The following is a 19,867-nucleotide window of genomic DNA, read 5'->3' on the forward strand; positions in this document are numbered from 1 at the left end:
GGGTTGCTCACGCTACGCGGTGCCGATCTGCTCTCCAGAGCGGACATCGTCATCCTCGGTTAGGACCGCGGCGAGCACCCCGGCCAGGCCGGACAGCGCCACGAACGACAGGATCTGCGGCACCGGCAGCTGGAAGATGACGTTCTCGGTCATCGTCCGCGCGGCGGCCCAGCCGAACCCGATGCCCAGCACCACGCCGACCAGCGCGCCGATGAGCCCTAGGACCAGCGCCTCGACCGAGAGCATCCGCCGCAGCTGGGGCCTGGTCAGGCCGAGCGCCCGCAGCAGCGCCGACTCGCGGGTGCGCTCGTGGACCGACAACGAGAGCGTGTTGGCGATGCCCAGCAGGGAGATGAGCACCGCCAGGCCGAGCAGCCCCGTGATGATCATCAGCATCATGTCGAGCGCCTCGTCGAACTCGCCCCGTACCTCCGTCGAGCTGGCGACCTTCGCCGTCGGGTACGGCCGCGTCGCCGCCTCGACGGCCAGCAGCGCCCGGTCGGCATCCACGCCGTCGGAGTGGTTGACGATCACCCGGCTGTCGCCCACCTCGCCGAAGTAGCGGTCGAACTCCCGCTCCGGCACCGTCACACCGGAAAGGCCCGACTCCCGGTTGGAGACGCCCACGATCGACAGCTCGACCGCACCCGCCTTCGCCGTCCGCACGGTGACCCGGTCACCGACCCCGACCTTGAGCCGCTCGGCGACGTGGTCCGCGACCAGCGCCGTACCCGGCACGAGCCGGCCGACCGAGCCCGCGTCCAGCTTCGGGACGAAACCCGGAGCCGGGGTGAACGTGCCCACCTCGTATTTCTCGTCCCCGGTCGCGAGCCTGGCGGTGCTTGACCGGAACGCGACGACCGCGGTCAGCTCGGGCCTGGTCCGCAGGTCCTCGGCGATCGCCCGGGGCAGCTCCGAGCTGCGATCCTGGCTCTGCACCAGGTAGTCGATCGGGAACTGCTCGTCGAGCTGATGGGCGTAGGTCACCCGGATGGTGCCGGTGAGGACGGAGATGACGGTCATCAGCGTCACGCCCACGGTGAGCGCCACCGTGGTGGTCGCCGACCGCTTCGGGTTACGCCGGGAGTTGTCCACGGCCAGCCTGCCCGGCACCCCGAAGAGCCTGGCCGGAACCCAGCCCGCGAAGGCGGACAGCGGCTTCACGATCACCGGGCCGAGGGTCAGCACCGCCAGGAAGACGAGCGAGCAACCGGCCATGACCACGACGAGCGCGGTCTCGCCGGGCTTCATGGCCATGCCCGCCGCGGTGATCCCCGCGCCCGAGACCAGGAAAAGCGCCGCGAAGATCATCCGTACCAGGCCGGCCCTGAAGGTCTGCTCCTCGGCCTGCGAGCGCAGCGCCGCGATCGGCGCCACCCGCGTCGCCGACCTGGCGGGCAACAGAGCCGCGCCGACCGTGACGGTCAGGCCGATGACCAGGCCCAGGACGATCGTACGAGGCGTCAGGGAGGCCGCGACCGACGGCAGCGGCGCGCCGACCGCGGTGAGCACGGCCAGCGCTCCCGCCCCCATCCCGTAGCCGAGCAGCAGGCCCAGCACCGACGACAGCAGGCCGACCACCGCCGACTCCAGCACGATCGAGCCGAAGACCTGCCCGCGCGTCGCCCCGATACAGCGCAGCAGCGCCATCTCACGGGTCCGCTGGGCCACCAGGATGTTGAAGGTGTTGTAGATGACCAGCGCGGCCACGAACATCGCCACCACGCCGAACAGCAGCAGACCCAGGGTGAGGAACTCGCTGCTGGCACCGTTGGCCTTGGCCAGGTCCGCCGCGTACCGCTCACCGGTCTTGACCTGGTGACCCGCTCCCACGACCGCCGCGACCGAAGCGCGCAGCGTCTCCTGGGAGACACCCTCGGCGGCGGCGACGTCGACCTCCCGGAACCCCTGCTGCCCGGTCATCTCCCTGGCCGTGCCGGTGGTGTAGCCGACCGCGCCGCTGTACCCGATCTCCTGGTCCAGGCCGATGTCGAACAGGCCCACCAGGGTGAACTCGTGCCTGACGTTCTCCGAGTCGAGCACCGCGATGGTGTCGCCGACCTTGAAACCACGAGTCCTGGCCGTTCCCTCGTCGAGCACCGCCTCCTTCGCGGTCCTCGGCGCCGCGCCGCTGACGATCGAGGTACGGTTCAGCGCGCCCTCGGGCAGGGAGATCCCCACCGTGGGATAGTCACCGGCCGCCTTGCCGTCCTTGCCGATCAGGGCGGACGTGCCCCGCACCAGCCCCTGGGCGTCGGCGACACCTTCCGTGGCGCGGATCCTCTCCAGGGTCGCGTCGGAGACGACCGGCGCCTCACCGCCCTTGTCCGGCAGCGGGAGTACTGCGACGTCGATCCGGTCGGCCGCCGCCGCGAACTTCTGGGTGAAACCCGCCTCGATGGTGTCGGTCAGTACGAACGTCCCCGCGATGAAGCCCACCCCCAGCGCGATCGCCAGCGACGTCAGCATCAGGCGTAGCCGGTGCGCGCGCAACCCGGCCAGCGTCGTCCTCAGCACCTCACGCCTCCAGCTTCATCAGCGTGTCCAGCACCGACTGCGGCGTCGGCCCCACCAGCTCACTGACCAGCAGGCCGTCACGGAGGAAGACCACCCGGTCGGCGTAGGAGGCCGCCACCGGGTCATGGGTGACCATCACGATCGTCTGGTCGAGCTCACGCACCGACGTACGCAGGAACGACAGCACCTCGGCACCGCTCCGCGAGTCCAGGTTGCCGGTGGGCTCGTCGGCGAAGATGACCTGCGGCCCGCTGATCAGGGCGCGGGCGACCGCGACCCGCTGCTGCTGGCCGCCGGACAGCTCGGCGGGCTTGTGCCCCAGCCGGTCGCGCAGCCCCACGGTCGCCACGACCAGGTCGAACAGCTCCGGGTCGGCCAGCCGCCCGGCGATCTCCAGCGGGAGCCGGATGTTCTGCTCGGCGGTCAGCGTCGGCAGCAGGTTGAACGCCTGGAAGACGAAGCCGATCCGCTCGCGGCGGAGCAGGGTGAGCTGCCTGTCGTTGAGACCGGTGAGCTCCACGTCCCCGATGCGCACCTGCCCGCCGCTCACCGTGTCCAGCCCGGCCAGACAGTGCATCAGCGTGGACTTGCCCGACCCCGAGGGCCCCATGATCGCGGTGAAGGCGCCGGACGAGAACGAGACGTCCACGCCGCGCAACGCGTGCACGGCGGTGTCCCCCCGGCCGTACACCTTCGTGAGACCCCTGGCCGTCACGGCCGGCTCCGCGCCTTTTCCACGCGCGCCCCACGCGCCGACCTCTCCGGTGATGGTCACGGCAGTTCTCCTCAACAACGTATGGCGTTATGACGCACCAAACGCTATTGATGGGGAAAGTGGGATCCATCAGGCTTTAGGCCTGACCTGCGGTGCGGCGGAGGGCGTCCAGAGGGGGACATGCGCCACCTCCGTCGTAGTACGACCTCGGCCATTCGGCCGAGATGACCGGGGCCTCACGCGTGCCCGAGCCTCACTGCCATCGGGGCCCGCCCACGCCGGAGGTCACTTCCGCGGGTATCTGATCTTGAATCTGCCCAGGCCGACCGTACCGGTGACGCGCAGCGTCGGCGCGTCCGGAAGGCTCGGATCGGTGGCCTTGTTGCTGATCGTGCCCATGTTCGTCGTCAGCGTGTCGACCCACACGGTCCACCCGCGCGGCACGATCACCCGGATCTCCCCCATCCCGCAGGTCGCCTCCAGCAGCACCTCACGGTGCGAGCACACCGCCCCGGTGAAGTCGATCTTCACCCTGCCCGAAGCGCAACTCGCCACGATGTGCGCGGGCACCACCCAGTGACCCGTCCGCTGCGCCAATCCGTGCTTCGTCCGAAGCTCCAGAACCCCGCTGCCACCCGGTACGGCAGGCGACGAGTTTCCCGGCAGATCCGAGGTCAGCGCACTCAGGTCGTCGTACGTCCTGGCGGACTGCGCCTGCTCGATCCGCTCCTCCAGCTCCTCCAGCGTGAGCCGCCCGTCTCCCGCGGCCACGCGTAACTGCTCGATGACCGCGTCACGGTCGGCGTGTGACGCGCGGAGCCGACCCTGGAGATCCGTCATACGACGATGCTAATCGGCCGAATGTGGAGTTACGAGCCCGGATTCATAGGCATACACAACGACCTGTGCCCGATCCCGCAGGCCCAGCTTGGCCAGCACCCGGCCCAGATGCGTCTTGACGGTCGCCTCCGCCAACTCCAGCCGACCGGCGATCTCCATGTTCGACAACCCCCTCGCCACCAGCACCAGCACCTCACGCTCCCGCGCCGTCAACCCCGGCAGCGCGGCCGGCTCGGCCACCCCCGCCGAGGGAAGATGCACCGTGAACCGCTCCAGCAACCGCCGCGTCGTGCTCGGCGCCACCACCGCGTCCCCGCTGTGCACCGAATGGATCGCACTCACCAGATCGGCGGGCGGCACATCCTTCAACAGGAACCCCGACGCACCCGCTTTCAACGCCGCGAACGCGTACTCGTCCAGATCGAACGTGGTCAGGATCAGCACCCGAGGCCCCCCGGCCACCGAACAGATCAACCGCGTCGCCTCCACCCCGTCCATGACCGGCATCCGCACATCCATCAGCACCACGTCGACCTCGACCGCCCGCACCGCCTCCACCGCGGCGGCCCCATTGCCCGCCTCCGCGACGACCTCGATACCGGGATGGGCACCGAGCACCATCCGGAACCCGGTACGCAGCAACTCCTGATCGTCGACCAGCATCACCCGAATCACCCGGTCACTCACCGCCCCACACCCGTCCTGCTCTCCACGGGACACGCCCGACCGTTCTCCACCGAACGCACCCGATCGCCACCACACCCGCCCCGGACACCCACTCTCAAGCCGCCCGACCCGTCCCGGCCTCACCGATCGGCAGCCGCGCCACCACCCGGAAACCGCCACCGGGACCGGGCCTCGCCTCCACACTCCCACCGAACAGTGCGACCCGCTCCCGCATGCCGACCAGGCCGTGCCCGCCCTCATGCTGCGCCGCCGCGGCACCACGACCGTCGTCGGTCACCCGCAACAGCAACTCCCGCACGCCGTACTCCATCTCCACCACGGCCCTGCTCTCCGGACCGCCGTGCTTGAGAGTATTGGTGAGCGCCTCCTGCACGATCCGATAGACGGTCAACTGCTCCCCCTCAGGAAGCTTCCGCGGCACCCCGAGCACCCGAAACTCCACCGGCAGCCCGGACGCACGCACCCGCGCCACCAGATCGTCCAACTGCGACAGGCTCGGCTGCGGAGCGTACTCCTCCTGCACACCATCGGCCCGCAACACACCCACCATCCGCCGCATCTCCGCCAGCGCCCCGCGCCCCGTCGCCGAGACCGCCCGCATCGCCTGACGCGCCTGCTCCGGATCATGCTCGATCGCATAACCCGCCCCGTCCGCCTGAACGATCATCACGCTCACATTGTGCGCGACCACATCGTGCAGCTCACGGGCGATCCGAGCCCGCTCCGCCGCCGCCGCCAACCGGGCCTGCTGATCACGCTCCCGCTCCGCCCGCTCGGCCCGCTCCTCCAACCCCTCCAGATAGCGGCGACGGGTGTTCGCGTAGATCCCCGCGATCCAGATCGCCACCGCGAACGCCGAGGCCGTGGCGAAGGGACTCACCTCGAGTTCCGGCGCCAACCGCGCGAACGCCAGAGCCAGCCCCAGCTCCACCACCAGACCCGCGCCGACCGCCCAGCGCAGCGGGCGCCGCGATGCCACACCGTACATGGCGACGAGCACCGAGACATTGAAGAACAAGGGCTGCACACCGAGAAGCCACTGCAGGAAACAGGTCAGCGAGATGATCACGAAGACCGTGACGGGACGCTGCCGCAACCAGAGCAGCGGCACGAACAGCAACAACCCCAGCCCCGCGAACCCCCACGCCCCAAGCCTCGTCGCCCCCAACGCCACCAGGTCACCCGTCCCGACGGCCCAGATATTGAGCACCGAGACCAGCAGGAACGGGCTCAGCCACAGCGCGTCCGTAATCCCGGGATGGCGCCTGCTCCAGGCGCGTAATCTGCCGAACACACCACCACGATACGTATACGCAGATCACCGCCCTTCCCCCTGAAGGGGGAGCCCGATGTACGACCCAGGTCGCACATCCGGCACGACTTACAGAGCCTTTACGGCCCCTGCGGCACCATGGTTTATGGGAGCACCCTCCGGGGTGAGTAAAGGGAGACAGTTTGTGATGATCAGTCACAACGACGCTGGGTCGCGCGGCATTTAGATCACGCCGCGCGACCTGACGTTTTTCCCCGTTCCCCCGCCACACCGGATAGAACCGCCACACCGGATACCGCTCCGCGCCCGCTCGGATGCTTCGGTGATCTCACCCGAATCACCCGCTTACCCGCGCGGGTCCACAGGGTTTTCCCGTCCAGCGGTGGACATCGCGCCGTTCCGGGCGACGCCGGTTCCACGAGCGGTCGACCGGAGCTCACGCGGGTGACTCACCGAAGCCACCCGAACTTGCATCCCCGGCCTCACCCGCCACACCGGACGCGGCGGCACGGTCTTCCGCGAGGACGGATTCGCGCAGTAATTGAATGGATCTGCGTATGACCGCAGATCTCGACGCGAAGCGTCTTTCGGTCCGGCAATATTCTATGAAGAATGAATCCTGGGCCGATATTGTTATGCTGGTGTCTATCGACTTCATGTCGACCGGTTGGCTTTGAATTGTTTTGTGGGGTCGACGGGATTTGAACCCGCTCTGGACGGTACCTAAAACCGTTGCCTCTGCCGTTGGGCTACGACCCCTATTCTTGCCTGCGAAATTCTCTGTCTGTGAATGGCAATTGGGGCAGAGAAAGCGCAGGTTTTCTTTTCTGTTGTCCAGCCAGTTGCCATTGATGTGGTCAACGTGCAGTATCAATGCCTGACCTTGCCAGGCGCCCTCGATCCTACAGCCCGCGCAGCGGTATGGCATCCCGATCTCGATCAAGCTGCGCCTGAGCTGCCCGGGGTTCGAGCGCGGGCTGCCCTCCGACCGTATGGCGAGAACCTGTTCCGGGCGACTGCGTCGTGGTGAGGGCTTCCCTCTGTTGGGGGAGACCCTGCGAAAGTGTGACGTGTCGATTCCGAAGCGCTTCAGCTGGCGGCTGATGTGGGTGTAATTGCCGCCCGCGATGGTGATGCCGAGGCGGCGGAGGACGTCGGCGATGCTGAGGGAGTCGGCCGCGGCCTCCGCCAGCATTTCGGGGGTGTATTTGTATTTGACGGGCACGCGTCAAGTCTAGGTAACGGGTGTGACAATTCTCGACGCGTGCCCACGTCATGATAAATGGCTAAAAAAGGGATTTAATCGACGCCGAGTTCGCGGCGGAGCCGGGCCACGTGGCCGGTCGCCTTCACGTTGTAGAGAGCTTTCTCGATCTTGCCGTCGGCGTCGATGACAAAGGTGGAGCGGATGACCCCGACCGTCGTCTTGCCGTACATCATCTTCTCCCCGTAGGCGTCGTAGGCCTTGTGGACCTCCAGCGCGGGGTCGGACAGGAGCGGAAAGGTCAGGGCGTCGCGCTCGACGAACTTGGCGAGCTTGGCGGGGGTGTCCTTCGAGACGCCGAGCACGGCGAGGCCGGCCGAGCCGAGCGAGGCCAGGCTGTCGCGGAAGTCGCAGGCCTGTTTGGTGCAGCCCGGGGTCATCGCGGCGGGGTAGAAGTAGAGGATGACGCGCCTGCCGCGGTACTGCTCAAGCGACACGGTGGTGCCGTCGGCGGCCGGAAGCGTGAAGTCCGGGGCGGCGTCGCCCGGCTCGAGTTTCATGATGTCCCTCCGAGGAATGGTTCCCAGGTCAACTTACCGGCCTGTCCGAAGTGCCGTGGGTAGGCCGGACCTGACAGACTGATCGATGTCAAGGAGTAGGGGAGGAGAGCCATGGCGGACACCGATCCCGCGGAGTTGGAGCGGCAGATCGAGCGCACGCGCGCGGAGTTGGCCCAGACGGTGGACGCCATCGCGGACCGGGTGAACCCCAAGCGGGTCGCGGAGCGTGGCGTGGCGAAGGTCAGGGCGAATGCCGAGCATTTTGTCGCCCAGGTGGGTGATCTGGTGGGCGGTGTGGCGGGGCCGAGGCCGGTCAGGGCCGAGGGCGAGCCTGAGGACCTGTGGGCGGACGATCGGCCTGAGCTGGCGCCGATCCTGATCGGTGTGGGTGCGGTGCTGGCGGTCAGTGCGGTGATCATGTTGTGGCGGCGCCGTCGCCGGTGATCGGCGGCCCCGAATTGAGTAGGGGTTTACTCATGTGCCCTTTTCCTTGCTCGCGGAATATTGCGAGCAAGGAAAAGGGAGGGTAAATCCGTGAAAAGCATCATTCGCGCTGCGGTCGCGGTGGCGGCGACCACCGGTCTCATGCTGACGGTGGCTCCGGCCGCCTTCGCGGCGTCGGCGCCGGCGTCGGCCGCGCGTGACTTCGACGACAGCTTCGACCAGGAGTCCAGGAACGGGCTGGCCACGGTCGAGGCCGAATACTCGGTCGAGGGCGACGACGAGGACGAGAACACGTTCGTGCTGCGGGGCGGGCTGTACGACGGTGACCGGCGTTCGCTGGCCCGGGGCGGGCGGTGTGCCTACTTCGAGGTGCAGGCCGCCTCGTCCGATGACGAGGACTGGAATGTCATCAAGCGAGTGAAGCAGTGCGGCTATGACGACACCAAGTACTTCCGCGTCACGGCGCACGATGTCAGCGAGGTGCGGGTGAAGACCTGCCAGATCAGCTACCGGGGTTGGTCCACCTACAAGTGCAGCAGGTGGTACGAGCTCGATCTGGGCTTCTAGAGGTTTCCGCTGAGCCCCGTACGGGGGCCTCTCCGGGCGCGGGGCAGCGCGGGCTTCCGGGGCCGGAGGGTGGGGGATGAGACACGAGCGGGCACCCGCCGGTGGGCGAGGTGTCCGCTCCGCGTGTACGGGTGGCGGGTCAGAGGAAGGTGCGGCCCTCGCCCCGGTAGGTGGGGACCTCGTCCACGACCCTGTCCCCGTCGATCAGGTGCAGGCCGGCGAAGCGCTCGCAGAGCTCGCCGGCCTTGGCGTGCCTGAACCAGACCCGGTCGCCGGTGCGCAGGTCCTCGGCGGCCTGTCCGACCAGGGGGGTCTGGACCTCGCCGGCTCCCTCGTTGGGGTCGTATCGCAGCCCGCACGGCAGGTAGGGCTGGGGCAGGCGGTCGGCGCCGGGGGCGCCGGAGGCCGGGTAGCCACCGCCGAGGACCGTGACGACGCCGGGTGCGGGGCGGCGTACGACGGGCAGGGCGAAGAGGGCGGCGGGGTGGCCGCCGAAGCCCCGGTAGAAGTCGAACAGGCGGGGGTGGAAGAAGCCGGATCCGGCGGCGATCTCGGTGATGGCTCTTTCCCTGGCGGTCTTCTCGATGCTGCCGGTGCCGCCGCCGTTGACGAACTCCAGGTCGGTGATCTGGCGGACGGCCTGGACGATCCGGCCCCTGCGGGTGATCAGCTCGCGCTGGGAGCGGGTCTGCATCAGGCGGATGGCCCGGGTGAGGGCGGGCTTGCCGGGGGGGTCGTCGCCGACCCCGGCGATCTGCGCCTCGTACGCCATCACGCCCACGAGGCGGAATCCGGGGCGTTTGGCGATCTGGGTGGCCAGGTCGGCGGCCTGGTCGCTCTCGCGGATGGGGGAGCGGCGGACGCCCGCCCGGAACCGGCCGCCGAAGGCGAGGTAGCCCGCGTCGATGTCGAGGCAGAGCCGGATCTCCTGGCGGTCGTGGACGCCGGCGACGGCGGAGTCGACGAGGTCGAGGTGGTCGATCCGGTCCACCATGATGGTGATTTCCCGTGCGGCGAGTGGTTCGGCGGCCAGCTCGGTGAGCGCGGCGCGGTCCACCGTGGGGTAGGCGACGAGCACGTTCCGCATCCCGGTGGAGACCAGCCAGAGGGCCTCGGGGAGGGTGAAGGCCATGATCCCGGTGAAGCCGTCCATGGCGAGGATTCGTTCGAGCACGGCCCGGGACCTGATGGACTTGCTCGCGACCCTGATCGGCTTGCCGTGAGCCCGGTGGAGCATTCCCTCGGCGTTGGCGCGCAGGGCGGGCAGGTCGAGGACGGCGAAGGGGGGATCCAGGTGTGCGGTGGCCCGGTTGTAGCGCTGGAGGTCGTCCATGTTCGCAGGATAACCCGGCTCGAAAGAATATGAGTAGTGTTCATGTTGCTGGAGGGGTGCTCAATGCTCCCGCCAGGAGGGTCCCAAGATCGCGCAAGAGGGCGGTTGATCCCGGCCTCGACCCCGCCGGAACGCGTACACCTGACCGAATGACGACTACTCTCCAGGACGTCCTGGCGGGCTCGGGGAGCACCGGGAGCGCGGGAGGCAGGGCGGCCGAGCAGTTTCAGGAGGTCCGCCGCAGGTCGGTGCGGCTGCTTCGGCCGGGGAGGACCCCGGCGGGCGTGCCGGCGGCGCTGGTGGCGTCCGTCGTGCTGTCGGTCTCGGCCTCGGTGACCGTGGGCCTGCTGATGGAGTCGCCCGTCGCGCGAATGCCCTACCGGCGGCTCGTCAACGGGGCCGGCTCGTGGAGCTGGTCGGACCCCGTCGTGTTCGCCATGGCGGTGCTCGCCATGGCGGCGGGCCTGCTGATGCTCGGGCTCGCGGCCCTGCCGGGACGACCCAGGCTGGTGCCGCTGGAGTCGGGAGATCCGCACATGGTGATCGGGATCACCAGGTCCGGGCTCTGCCGCACGCTGGGGGAGGCGGCGGCGTCGGTGGAGGAGGTGAGCGGGGCACGGGTCCGGCTCGCGTCGCGGATCGTCGAGGTCACCGTGTTCACCGAGGCCGAGCGGACCGGGCCGGTGCTGCGCGGGGTGGGCGCGGCGGTGGGCGACCGGATGGCGGGCCTGGGCGCGATGTGCGCGGGCGACGTCGTGGTGCGGCTGCGCAGGCGGAGGGTCAGATGAGACCGTATCTCGGCAACCGGATCGGCCTGGCCGTCACCGGCGCGGTGCTGGTCTGCACCGGTCTCTACGCCTTCCTGCGGGGACGTGGCGACCTGCCCGGTCAGCCGCCCGGGGCCAGGCTCGTGCGCGGGGGGTTCCCCGGGTGGCTGGCCGCGCATCCGTGGCTGGGCTGGCTGGTCGCGCTGCTGCTGGTGGTGCTCGCGCTGCTGGCGGTGCGGTGGCTGCTACACGCCCTGGGCTGGGGACGGTGGGGCGGGCGGACCGGAACGGGGACCGCCATGCTCGCTGTTGCCCTTAAAGAAGTCGAAGGGCTCGTCCGGATTCGGGTCAGGTACGTAAGGCACGAGCGGTTGCGAATCAGTGTGGGCTGCGCGCCGGGGACCGATGTCGGCAGGCTCGTGGCGCGGCTGAACAAGGACGCGGTGGGGAAGGTCAGACGGGCTCTCGGGGAGGTAGAACTCGGCGCGATGGTTCGTCTGCACGTCCGCCGCCGCTGACCTGTCGTACGCCGGCTCCGCGACGGGGCTCGCGTACACCGGCCGCTCGACGGCCCTGCCGTAGTCCGGTTCGGAGTCCGGTTCGAAGTCCGGTTCCTGCTCCGCCGGTTCCTCGGAGGCACTCTCCTGGTGCCGGACGCCGAAGGCCAGCCCGGCGGCCAGGCAGAGCAGCGGGAGCGCGGGCACCACGTAGCGGTGGTCGAAGGCCGCGATGAAGGGCGGCAGGATCAGCAGCATGGTCCCCGCGGCCCAGGGCAGCAGCACCGCGCCGCCGAGCCGCCGCAGCCGCATCAGCACGCCGACCAGGCCGATCAGGCAGATCACCGCGAGGAACGGGCCGCGCACGAAGCCGTACTCCTGGTAGCCGCGCAACCAGCCCGCGTACGGCTCGGCCATCGTCGGCGCTCCCGAGGCGCCCTGGTAGGCCACGGTCAGTTGCTCGGCGGTCTTCCCCTGCGAGGCGGCCCCGGTGGGGAAGGGGCGCAGCGTGTCGGGGAATATGTAGGCGCTCTGCGGTCCGGGGGTCGGGTAGACGCGCCGGGTCCAGTCGAAGATGTGGACCGCGTCGTCGAGGCCCGCCCGCAGGAAGTCCAGCGGCTGGGCCTTGATGGCCTGGGTGGCGAAGGCGCCGGCGAGCGCGTCGCGCTCGGCCCAGCTGCCCTTGACCTTGTTCAGCGGTGAGGCGCCGTCCCAGATGTAGACCGGCGGCGCCGCGCGCTGTCCCACCGGTTCGACGGGGCACAGGGCCGTCTCGGGGCCGGTCGGCTGGATCCTGGCGCAGTCGGCGAAGGTCATCGTCCGTGCCCACAGGAAGGTGCTGCCCCGGGTCAGCGCGTAGCTGCCGTGCTCGGATTCGAACCAGGCGGCGTACGAGCCCAGGCCGATGGCGGCGGTCAGGGTCGCGGAGACGACCGCCCGCCACCCGGCCCGGCGGATCACCAGGCAGACCAGCGCCACGGCGATCAGCGGCAGCCCGATGGTCCGGGTGACCGTCGCGGCGGCCAGCAGCAGGCCGGCCAGCGCCGCGACCCAGGCGGCCGGGCGTTGCCGCCACAGCAGCAGGGTGACCGCCAGCACCGCCAGGAACTGGAAGAGCAGGTCCGCCATGACGAGGTGTTCGAGCTGGACCTGGTGGGCGTCCAGCAGCACCGGCAGCGCGGCGAGCGTCGCGCCCCATCCCGGCAGGCGGCCCAGCCTGCGCAGCAGCAGGTAGACGCAGAGCGCCACGGCCAGCCCGAGCAGGTGCTGGACGACGACCACGGCCTGGACGCTGGCCAGCGGCTTGAGGATCCACAGGAACAGCGAGTAGCCCGCAGGACGGGACTCCAGGGGGCGAGGGTCGAGCCCGGCGTTCAGGTAGACGAAGGAGTCGGCCCAGAACCACAGGGCGGGCCGGTAGCCGAGCACGGCCAGGGCGCGCAGGCAGCCGCCGGCCAGCAGGGCGGTGATGAAGAGCCAGTGTGCCCCGAAGAAACGGAGCACCCGCGAGGCACGGTCCGCCGGGTGCGTTCCCGTTACCACCACGACCTCCCGAGTCCCGCGGACATGGCCACCCAGCATAGGCGCGGGATGGGAGGGGCCCATATGTGATGCGAAATTTGGTGGTGATCGAGTTCTATGCGGCGTTCCTCATCTGAAGCGCGTATCCGGGGAGGCGTTCAGCACTCGATGACGTTCACCGCGAGCCCGCCGCGGCTGGTCTCCTTGTACTTGTCGAGCATGTCGCGGCCGGTGTCGCGCATCGTCTTGATGGCCTTGTCCAGCGAGACGAAGTGGCGGCCGTCGCCGCGCAGCGCGATCCTGGCCGCGGCGATGGCCTTGATCGAGGCGACGGCGTTGCGCTCGATGCACGGGATCTGCACCAGGCCGCCGATCGGGTCGCAGGTCAGCCCCAGGTTGTGCTCGATGCCGATCTCGGCGGCGTTCTCGACCTGCTCGGGGGTGCCGCCCATCACCTCGGTGAGCCCGGCGGCGGCCATCGAGCAGGCGGAGCCGACCTCACCCTGGCAGCCCACCTCGGCCCCGGAGATGGAGGCGTTCTCCTTGAACAGCACGCCGATCGCCCCCGCGGTCAGCAGGAAGCGGATCACCCCCTCGTCATCGGATTCGCGGACGAAGCGGTCGTAGTAGGTGAGCACGGCGGGGATGATGCCCGCGGCGCCGTTGGTGGGCGCGGTGACGATCCGGCCGCCGGCGGCGTTCTCCTCGTTGACCGCGAGGGCGAACAGCGAGACCCAGTCCATCGTCTGCAGCGAGTCCTTCTCTCCCGGCTCGCTCCGCAGCTGCCGGTGGAGCTGGTGGGCGCGGCGGCGGACCTTCAGGCCGCCGGGCAGCACGCCCTCCTTGCCGATGCCCCGTCGCACGCACTCGCTCATGACCTGCCACAGGACGAGCAACTGGGCGCGGATCTCGGCCTCGGTGCGGCCGAACGCCCGTTCGTTCTCCAGCATCAGCCCGGAGATCGACAGCCCGGTCTCCGCGCACTGGGCGAGCAGCTCCGCGGCCGTGGTGAAGGGGTACGGCAGGACCGTGTCGTCGGGTTTGATCCGGTCGGCGCCGGTGGCGTTCTCGTCGACGACGAAGCCGCCGCCCACCGAGTAGTAGACCTTCTCGCGCAGCGTCTCGCCGGACTCCGACAGGGCGGTGAAGCGCATGCCGTTGGGGTGGTGGGGGAGCGAGATCTTGCGTTCGAAGACGAGGTCCTCGCCGATGACGAAGGGGATCTCGTGGGAGCCGTACAGGCGGACGGTGCCCGAGGCGCGCATGGCGGCCAGTCGCTCGTCGACCGTGTCGACGTCGACCAGCTCGGGTTTCTCGCCCGACAGGCCGAGCAGCACCGCCTTGTCGCTGCCGTGGCCCTTGCCGGTCAGCCCGAGCGAGCCGTACAGGATGGCGCTCACCCGCGCGGTCTTCTCCAGCAGCCCGTCCCGGTGCAGGCCCCGGGCGAACCTGTGGGCGGCGGCCATCGGGCCGCCGGTGTGCGAGCTGGACGGGCCGATTCCGATCTTGAAGAGATCGAAGACACTGATCGTCATCTGAATCCTTCCAGCGTGGACGGTCACGCGCGCCCGGGGACGCGCGTGACCGTGACGCGAGGCGTCGAACTTATGACTCACCCGAGGTGAGCGCGGTGTACTCCTCCGGCGACAGCAGGTCGTCGGCGGAGCCCTCAAGACGTACCCGGAACAGCCAGCCGTCGCCGTAGGAGTCGCTGTTGACCAGCGAGGGGTCGTCCACGACCGCCTGGTTGACCTCCATGACCTCGCCGGTGACCGGCGCGAAGATGTCACTCACCGACTTGGTCGACTCGACCTCGCCGACGGCGTCACCGGTGGCGATCGACGCGCCGACCTCGGGTACCTGCACGTAGACCACGTCGCCCAGCGCCTCGGCGGCGTAGGCGGTGATGCCCACGGTGAGGGTCAGGCCGTCGTCGACGCCGCCGATCCACTCGTGTTCCTTGGTGTAGCGCAGGTCCTCGGGAATGCTGCTCATTTTTTCCTCCTGTAGAAAGGCAGTTCGACGACCTCGACCGGCTCGCGGCTGCCCCGGATGTCGACGGCCAGCCCCGACGACAGGCCGCTGTCCACGTAGGCCATGGCGATGGGCCTGCCCAGTGTCTGGGAGGGCGCCCCGCTGGTGACCTCCCCGGCGACCGTGCCGTCATCGGCGACCACCACCGGATACCCGTGCCGGGGCACCCTGCGGCCGCTCGCGACCAGGCCGACCAGACGACGGGCCGGTGGGACGTCCCTGAGCGGTTCGAGGGCGGCCCGGCCGACGAAGTCGCCCGGCTTGTCAAACCTCACCACACGGCCGAGCCCGGCGTCGAACGGAGTGAGGTCCGCGGAGAGTTCGTTGCCGTAGAGCGGCATGCCCGCCTCCAGGCGGAGGGTGTCGCGCGCGGACAGGCCGGCGGGGACCAGCCCGTGCGGCGCGCCCGCCTCGGTGAGGGCGGTCCAGAGGGGTTCCGCCGCCGAGGCCGCGACGAACAGCTCGAAGCCGTCCTCGCCGGTGTATCCGGTGCGGGCGACGAGGACCTCGTGTCCGGCCACCACGGCGGGCAGGCCCGCGTAGTACCCGAGCCCGTCCAGGTCGGCGTCGGTGAGAGTGCTCAGGATCTCCACCGAGCGCGGCCCCTGGACGGCGACCAGCGCGTACTCCTCGGAGCGGTCCCGCACCGCGGCGTCGAAGTCCTTGGCGCGCTCGGTCAGCTCGGCGGCCACCCGGGGGTAGTTGGAGGCGTTGGCGACGACCATGAACTCTTCGGGGGCCAGCCGGTAGACGATCAGGTCGTCCAGCACACCGCCCCCGGCGTCGACGATCATCGTGTAGCGGGCGCGGCCGGGCGCCAGCGCGGAGAGGTGGCCGACCAGCGCGTAGTCGAGGGCCTCGGCGGCCTGCGGGCCGGTCACGAAGATCTCACCCATGTGGGAGAGGTCGAACAGGCCGGCCGCCTGGCGGACCGCGTTGTGCTCGGCGGACTCGCTGCCGTAGCGGAGCGGCATCAGCCAGCCCGCGAAGTCGGTCAGCGTCGCGCCGAGGGACTCGTGCACGCCGCGCAGCGGCGTAGGTCGGGACATGTTCGCACCTCAGACAAGGGACAGATGAGATCATCCTCCCCCTCTGTCATTGGTGCCTGAGAGTTTCATCCGGGTTTTGCCGGACTTTCACCTTCGGCGAGGTCGTGGGACCTGCTTTCCAGAGGCACCTACCCGCACGGTCCTTTGCCTTGAGAGGTTCGCGGGGAGGGCTTGCTCCTTCAGGGGTCCTGGCCTGGATGTCAGGACACTCTCCCGCGCGGGGTTCATCGGTGTCGCAGGCCAGCCTAACCGCCCGCACCGGCCGAGCGAAATCCCCTCGCGCCTGCCGGCCGGGATCAGGCCCCCTCGCCCAGTGCCCGGAGACCATCGCCCTCGGGCCTTACGGCGTGCACGTCCGCGCCGGCGGTGGCCATCGCCGCCAGGCGCTCCTCGGCGCCGTCGACGATCTGCAGGTCGGCTCTGGTGTGCGCGATGGCCGCGTCGATGAGCAGGGACACCAGAGGGTCGTCCTGTTCGCGGCGCAGGCGTGTCAGCGCCGCCAGGTCCGAGAGGTAGGCCTGGCGCTGAGCGGACACGAACGAGCCGAGTGCGTCCGTGCCCAGCCGGGTGGCCGCGAGCAGCTTGAGGAACAGTTCGTCCCGGAACCCCGACGAGCGGACCCAGGGAGCGCCCGCCCAATCCCGCAGCTCACCGGCGCCGCTCTCGGTCAGCCGGTACAGCGTCTTGTCCGGGCGGTCGCTCTGGGTCACGTGGCTGCGGGTCACGTGGCCGTCCCTGACCAGCCGGTCCAGGATCTGGTACAGGTGCCCGATGTTGAGGCCGCCCCACTGGGGGCCGACCGCCGCCTCGAACCGGGCCTTGAGTTCGTAGCCGTGGCTGGGCCCGTCGGCCAGCAGGGTGAGCACGGCATGGCTAAGTGGCATGATTCCTACATTGTCACAAGATAGGAGCTTCACGGACCCTCGTACATTGTGACAATGTATCGGCCATGAGCGTTGAAGTCAGCCTGCGAGGCGTCAGCCGCGTCCATGGCTCCACCAGGGCACTCGACGAGGTCGGCCTGGAGGTCGAGGCCGGTCAGGCGGTCGCGTTCACCGGGCCCTCGGGAGCGGGCAAGTCCACGCTCCTCCATCTCGTCGGTGCGATGGATCTCCCCGACGGGGGCGAGATCCACGTCGGAGGGAAGCGCGTCGACGATCTCGGGCGCCGGGGTCTCGACCGGCACCGGCGCGCGGTGGGCTTCGTCTTCCAGCGCTTCCACCTGCTCCCGGCGCTGAGCCTGCTGGACAACGTGCTCGCCCCCGTGCTGCCGCGCAGGGTGGGCTTCGACCGCCGGGCCCGCGCCAGGGAGCTGCTCGCCGCGGTCGGGCTGGCCGACCGGGAGCGGGCGCTGCCCGGCGAGCTCTCCGGCGGGCAGTTGCAGCGGGTGGCGATCGCCCGGGCGCTGATCGCCCACCCGCCCCTGCTCCTGGCGGACGAGCCCACCGGCAACCTCGACAGCGTCACCGGCCAGGAGATCGTCGACCTGCTGCTGTCGGTCCGGGAGGAGTACGGCATGACCATGCTGGTCGCCACGCACAATCCCGAGGTGGCGGCGGCCTGTGACCGGGTGGTCCGGATGCGGGACGGCAGGATCGTCGGCGATGATCGGGTGACGCCCACCGAGGGCGTGCTCGACCGGATCGGGCGCCTCGGATGATCCGCCTAGTGCTGTCCCAGCTGCGGCACCGGATCGGCCGGGCGCTGGTGCTGCTGCTCGGCATCGTGATCGCGGCGACGGGCTTCACCGTGCTGACCGGCACCGCGGAGACCCAGCGCCTGGAGATCATCGGCACCGTCGGGGAGAACTTCCGGGCGCAGTACGACATCCTGGTCCGCCCGGAGAACTCGGCCACCGCCATCGAGCGGTCGCAGGGGCTGGTCCGCGCCAACTACCTGTCGGGCATCTTCGGGGGGATCACCTTCGACCAGTACGAGCAGATCAAGCGGATCAACGGCGTCGAGGTCGCCGCCCCGATCGGCATGATCGGTCATGTCGTGCACAAGGCAAGCGTCCGGGTCGACGTGACGGACCTGCTGCACGAGGGCGACCGCACGATGCTGCGCGTGGAGCGCACCCGGGTCACCGACCGGGGCCTCACCCGGATCCCGTTCCTGCAGCCCCGGTACGAGTACGTCACCCGCCGCCCCGTCACGCTCGACTTCACAGAGGTCATGGACGGGGGCGAGTACGTCGAGGCGGCCGAGGAGGAACTGCCCGGCGGCCGGCGGGTCCGGTTGGCGACCTCGCTCGGCTGGTCGCAGGACCCGGCGAGGACCAGCCCCTTCCCCTCCGAGCGGATGCTCCCCGACCGCGGCTACTGGTCCACGCGGACCGGTCTGGGCAACGGTGACGGATACTTCTGGAACGGATTGAAGCCCGGCCAGGCGGGCGTGCCGCTCTACCAGGAGTTCCCGTTCGTGCTCGCGGCCGTCGACCCGGATGCCGAGGCCCGGCTGGCCGGGTTGGCGGGGGCGATGGTCGAGGGACGTTACCTCACGGCGAAGGCGGCCAGGGACGATCCCAACGAGATCCCGCTGATCGCGGCCTCGGTGCCCTACGCGGACCAGCAGGACGAGGTCGTGATCCGGCGGCTGCCCGCCGAGGCGGCCGAGAAGGTCGCCGAGGGCGTGCCGGCCAAGAGGCTCCTGCCCTATCTCACCGCGAACCGGGGCGAGGAGGTCAGGCGTCTCACCCTCGACGCCGGACAGGTCTACGAGTCGATGCTCGACCGGTGGTCGGACCTGTCGGACGGGCACTACGTGCCGTTGACGAGGTACTGGGCATCCGGGCCCGTCGAGTACCGGCAGCGGGGAGCGCGTGAGCTCGCCGCGCTCCCGGTGCGGAACGGGGCCGGTGTCTGGAAGGATCCGTGGTTCTCGGGGGTGGCGGGCATGGCCAAGGACTTCCCGGGCGCGACGGTCGGGGCATCCGACACCCAGTTCCGCACGCTGAACCGCAGGGCGGTCTCCAAACGCTACACCGGGGACCTCAAGTCCCGCGTCGTCGGACGGTTCGACCCGGCCAGGTTGCCCGGTTTCAGCGAGCTGACCCGGCTCCCCATGGAGACCTACAACCCACCGGTCGCCACGCCGGGCGACGGCCGGACCGCCGCGCTCCTCGGCGGCCGGGCTCTGCTGCCCAACGACAACGTCGCCGGATACCTCCAGACGCCGCCCCTGCTCCTCACCAGCCTGCAGTGGCTGGCGGAGATCGCGGAGAGGACCGAGGGGCGGCCCGCGGCGCGGGCGCCGCTGAGCGTCATACGGGTGCGGGTCGACGGTGTCACCGGGCCCGACCCGGTCAGCCGGGAGCGGATCAGTCAGGTGGCCAGGGACATCGTGGCGGCCACCGGACTGAAGGTGGACATCACGGTCGGCTCGTCGCCGTCGCCGATGACGGTGGACCTGCCCGCCGGGTCCTTCGGGCGCCCCGCGCTGACCCTCCGGGAGGACTGGGTGAACAAGAACGTCGCCTACCGGATCCTGAACGCCGCCGACCGCAAGTCGCTCGTGTTGTTCGTACTGGTCCTGGCCGTCTGCGGGTTGTTCGTGCTCAACGGTGCGGCGGCGACCGTGCGGGCCAGGAGGTCCGAGCTCGGCGTGCTGGCCTGCCTGGGCTGGTCGCGGCCGAAACTGTTCGGGACCGTGCTCTGTGAGGTCGGCGCCATCGGCCTGCTGGCGGGCCTGCTGTCCGTCGCGCTGGCCTGGCCTGTCGCCCTGTGGTCGGGGGTCGCGCCGCCGGGGCAGCGGGCGTGGCTGGCGGTCCCGGCGGCGGGGTTGGGGGCGGGGTCGGGGGGGCGGGGGCCGGCCCGGGGGGCGGCGCGGGGGCCGCCCCCGGGGGGGGGGGGGGCGGGCG

17 protein-coding genes, 1 tRNA gene, 1 pseudogene and 2 riboswitches are annotated in these 19,867 nt (G+C 70.0%); of the genes and pseudogenes, 5 read left to right on the forward strand and 14 right to left on the reverse strand.

Annotated features, from left to right (window positions below):
* Window positions 1-12 precede the first annotated feature (12 nt).
* From ABZ260_RS23115 to bcp, 8 genes and pseudogenes are all read right to left on the reverse strand, one after another.
* Window positions 13-2,517: an FtsX-like permease family protein gene (locus ABZ260_RS23115; protein WP_355621140.1), complete on the reverse strand. Its 2,505-nt coding sequence runs from the start codon at window positions 2,515-2,517 to the stop codon at window positions 13-15.
* Between the two features lies 1 nt (window position 2,518).
* Window positions 2,519-3,292 (reverse strand): ABC transporter ATP-binding protein, encoded by a 774-nt coding sequence (locus ABZ260_RS23120; RefSeq protein WP_350924822.1) that lies wholly within the window; start codon window positions 3,290-3,292, stop codon window positions 2,519-2,521.
* A gap of 225 nt (window positions 3,293-3,517) precedes the next feature.
* Entirely contained in the window at window positions 3,518-4,072 is a 555-nt protein-coding gene (locus ABZ260_RS23125; RefSeq protein ID WP_355621144.1) for a DUF1707 domain-containing protein, read from the reverse strand.
* Between the two features lie 9 nt (window positions 4,073-4,081).
* The gene (locus ABZ260_RS23130) at window positions 4,082-4,747 is read right to left on the reverse strand and encodes a response regulator transcription factor (RefSeq protein WP_355621178.1); all 666 of its coding nucleotides are present in this window, start codon (window positions 4,745-4,747) and stop codon (window positions 4,082-4,084) included.
* Between the two features lie 106 nt (window positions 4,748-4,853).
* Window positions 4,854-6,053, reverse strand: a complete 1,200-nt coding sequence (locus tag ABZ260_RS23135; protein WP_355621147.1) for a sensor histidine kinase — start codon at window positions 6,051-6,053, stop codon at window positions 4,854-4,856.
* Window positions 6,054-6,718: 665 nt separating this feature from the next.
* Window positions 6,719-6,791: transfer RNA gene (locus ABZ260_RS23140), tRNA-Leu, on the reverse strand.
* Window positions 6,792-6,819: 28 nt separating this feature from the next.
* Window positions 6,820-7,227, reverse strand: a pseudogene (locus ABZ260_RS23145) (HNH endonuclease); the annotation flags it as partial.
* Between the two features lie 104 nt (window positions 7,228-7,331).
* Window positions 7,332-7,796 carry a thioredoxin-dependent thiol peroxidase gene (gene bcp, locus ABZ260_RS23150; protein ID WP_350924828.1) on the reverse strand — a complete coding sequence of 155 codons (465 nt, stop codon included), beginning with the start codon at window positions 7,794-7,796 and terminating at the stop codon, window positions 7,332-7,334.
* 111 nt (window positions 7,797-7,907) lie between these two features.
* On the opposite strand from bcp, the gene ABZ260_RS23155 reads away from it, so the two are divergent.
* Complete coding sequence (locus ABZ260_RS23155; protein WP_355621151.1) at window positions 7,908-8,240, forward strand: DUF3618 domain-containing protein; 333 nt, start codon at window positions 7,908-7,910, stop codon at window positions 8,238-8,240.
* A gap of 90 nt (window positions 8,241-8,330) precedes the next feature.
* On the forward strand, window positions 8,331-8,807 hold the full coding sequence (locus ABZ260_RS23160) for a hypothetical protein (RefSeq protein WP_355559257.1): 477 nt from the start codon (window positions 8,331-8,333) through the stop codon (window positions 8,805-8,807).
* 139 nt (window positions 8,808-8,946) lie between these two features.
* On the opposite strand, the gene ABZ260_RS23165 is transcribed toward ABZ260_RS23160, so the two are convergent.
* The gene (locus tag ABZ260_RS23165; RefSeq protein WP_355621154.1) at window positions 8,947-10,140 is read right to left on the reverse strand and encodes an amino acid deaminase/aldolase; all 1,194 of its coding nucleotides are present in this window, start codon (window positions 10,138-10,140) and stop codon (window positions 8,947-8,949) included.
* Window positions 10,141-10,289: 149 nt separating this feature from the next.
* Between ABZ260_RS23165 and ABZ260_RS23170 the strand changes: the two genes are divergently transcribed.
* On the forward strand, window positions 10,290-10,928 hold the full coding sequence (locus ABZ260_RS23170) for a DUF6286 domain-containing protein (RefSeq protein ID WP_355621157.1): 639 nt from the start codon (window positions 10,290-10,292) through the stop codon (window positions 10,926-10,928).
* A 224-nt stretch (window positions 10,929-11,152) separates the two neighbouring features.
* On the opposite strand, the gene ABZ260_RS23175 is transcribed toward ABZ260_RS23170, so the two are convergent.
* The 5 genes from ABZ260_RS23175 to ABZ260_RS23195 form a co-directional block, all read right to left on the reverse strand.
* A complete protein-coding gene (locus tag ABZ260_RS23175; RefSeq protein ID WP_355621160.1) occupies window positions 11,153-12,946 on the reverse strand; it encodes a hypothetical protein in 1,794 nt (597 codons plus the stop codon).
* Window positions 12,947-13,083: 137 nt separating this feature from the next.
* Complete coding sequence (locus ABZ260_RS23180; protein ID WP_355621163.1) at window positions 13,084-14,460, reverse strand: L-serine ammonia-lyase; 1,377 nt, start codon at window positions 14,458-14,460, stop codon at window positions 13,084-13,086.
* A 70-nt stretch (window positions 14,461-14,530) separates the two neighbouring features.
* The gene (gene gcvH / locus ABZ260_RS23185) at window positions 14,531-14,920 is read right to left on the reverse strand and encodes a glycine cleavage system protein GcvH (protein ID WP_355621166.1); all 390 of its coding nucleotides are present in this window, start codon (window positions 14,918-14,920) and stop codon (window positions 14,531-14,533) included.
* A complete protein-coding gene (gene gcvT, locus ABZ260_RS23190) occupies window positions 14,917-16,008 on the reverse strand; it encodes a glycine cleavage system aminomethyltransferase GcvT (protein ID WP_350924845.1) in 1,092 nt (363 codons plus the stop codon). Before gcvT ends, gcvH begins: the two co-directional genes overlap by 4 nt.
* A 40-nt stretch (window positions 16,009-16,048) precedes the next feature.
* A riboswitch (glycine riboswitch) is annotated at window positions 16,049-16,133 on the reverse strand.
* Window positions 16,134-16,135: 2 nt separating this feature from the next.
* Window positions 16,136-16,234, reverse strand: a riboswitch (glycine riboswitch).
* Window positions 16,235-16,304: 70 nt separating this feature from the next.
* Window positions 16,305-16,892 (reverse strand): PadR family transcriptional regulator, encoded by a 588-nt coding sequence (locus tag ABZ260_RS23195; protein ID WP_355621169.1) that lies wholly within the window; start codon window positions 16,890-16,892, stop codon window positions 16,305-16,307.
* A gap of 65 nt (window positions 16,893-16,957) precedes the next feature.
* On the opposite strand from ABZ260_RS23195, the gene ABZ260_RS23200 reads away from it, so the two are divergent.
* Both ABZ260_RS23200 and ABZ260_RS23205 read left to right on the forward strand, forming a co-directional pair.
* Entirely contained in the window at window positions 16,958-17,668 is a 711-nt protein-coding gene (locus ABZ260_RS23200; RefSeq protein ID WP_355621172.1) for an ABC transporter ATP-binding protein, read from the forward strand.
* On the forward strand, window positions 17,665-19,867 hold a 2,203-nt coding region (locus ABZ260_RS23205), incomplete at its 3' end, for an FtsX-like permease family protein (protein ID WP_355621175.1). The genes ABZ260_RS23200 and ABZ260_RS23205, both read left to right, overlap by 4 nt.

Source organism: Streptosporangium sp. NPDC006013 (assembly GCF_040614275.1).
In the GTDB taxonomy this organism is placed as follows: Bacteria; Actinomycetota; Actinomycetes; order Streptosporangiales; family Streptosporangiaceae; genus Streptosporangium.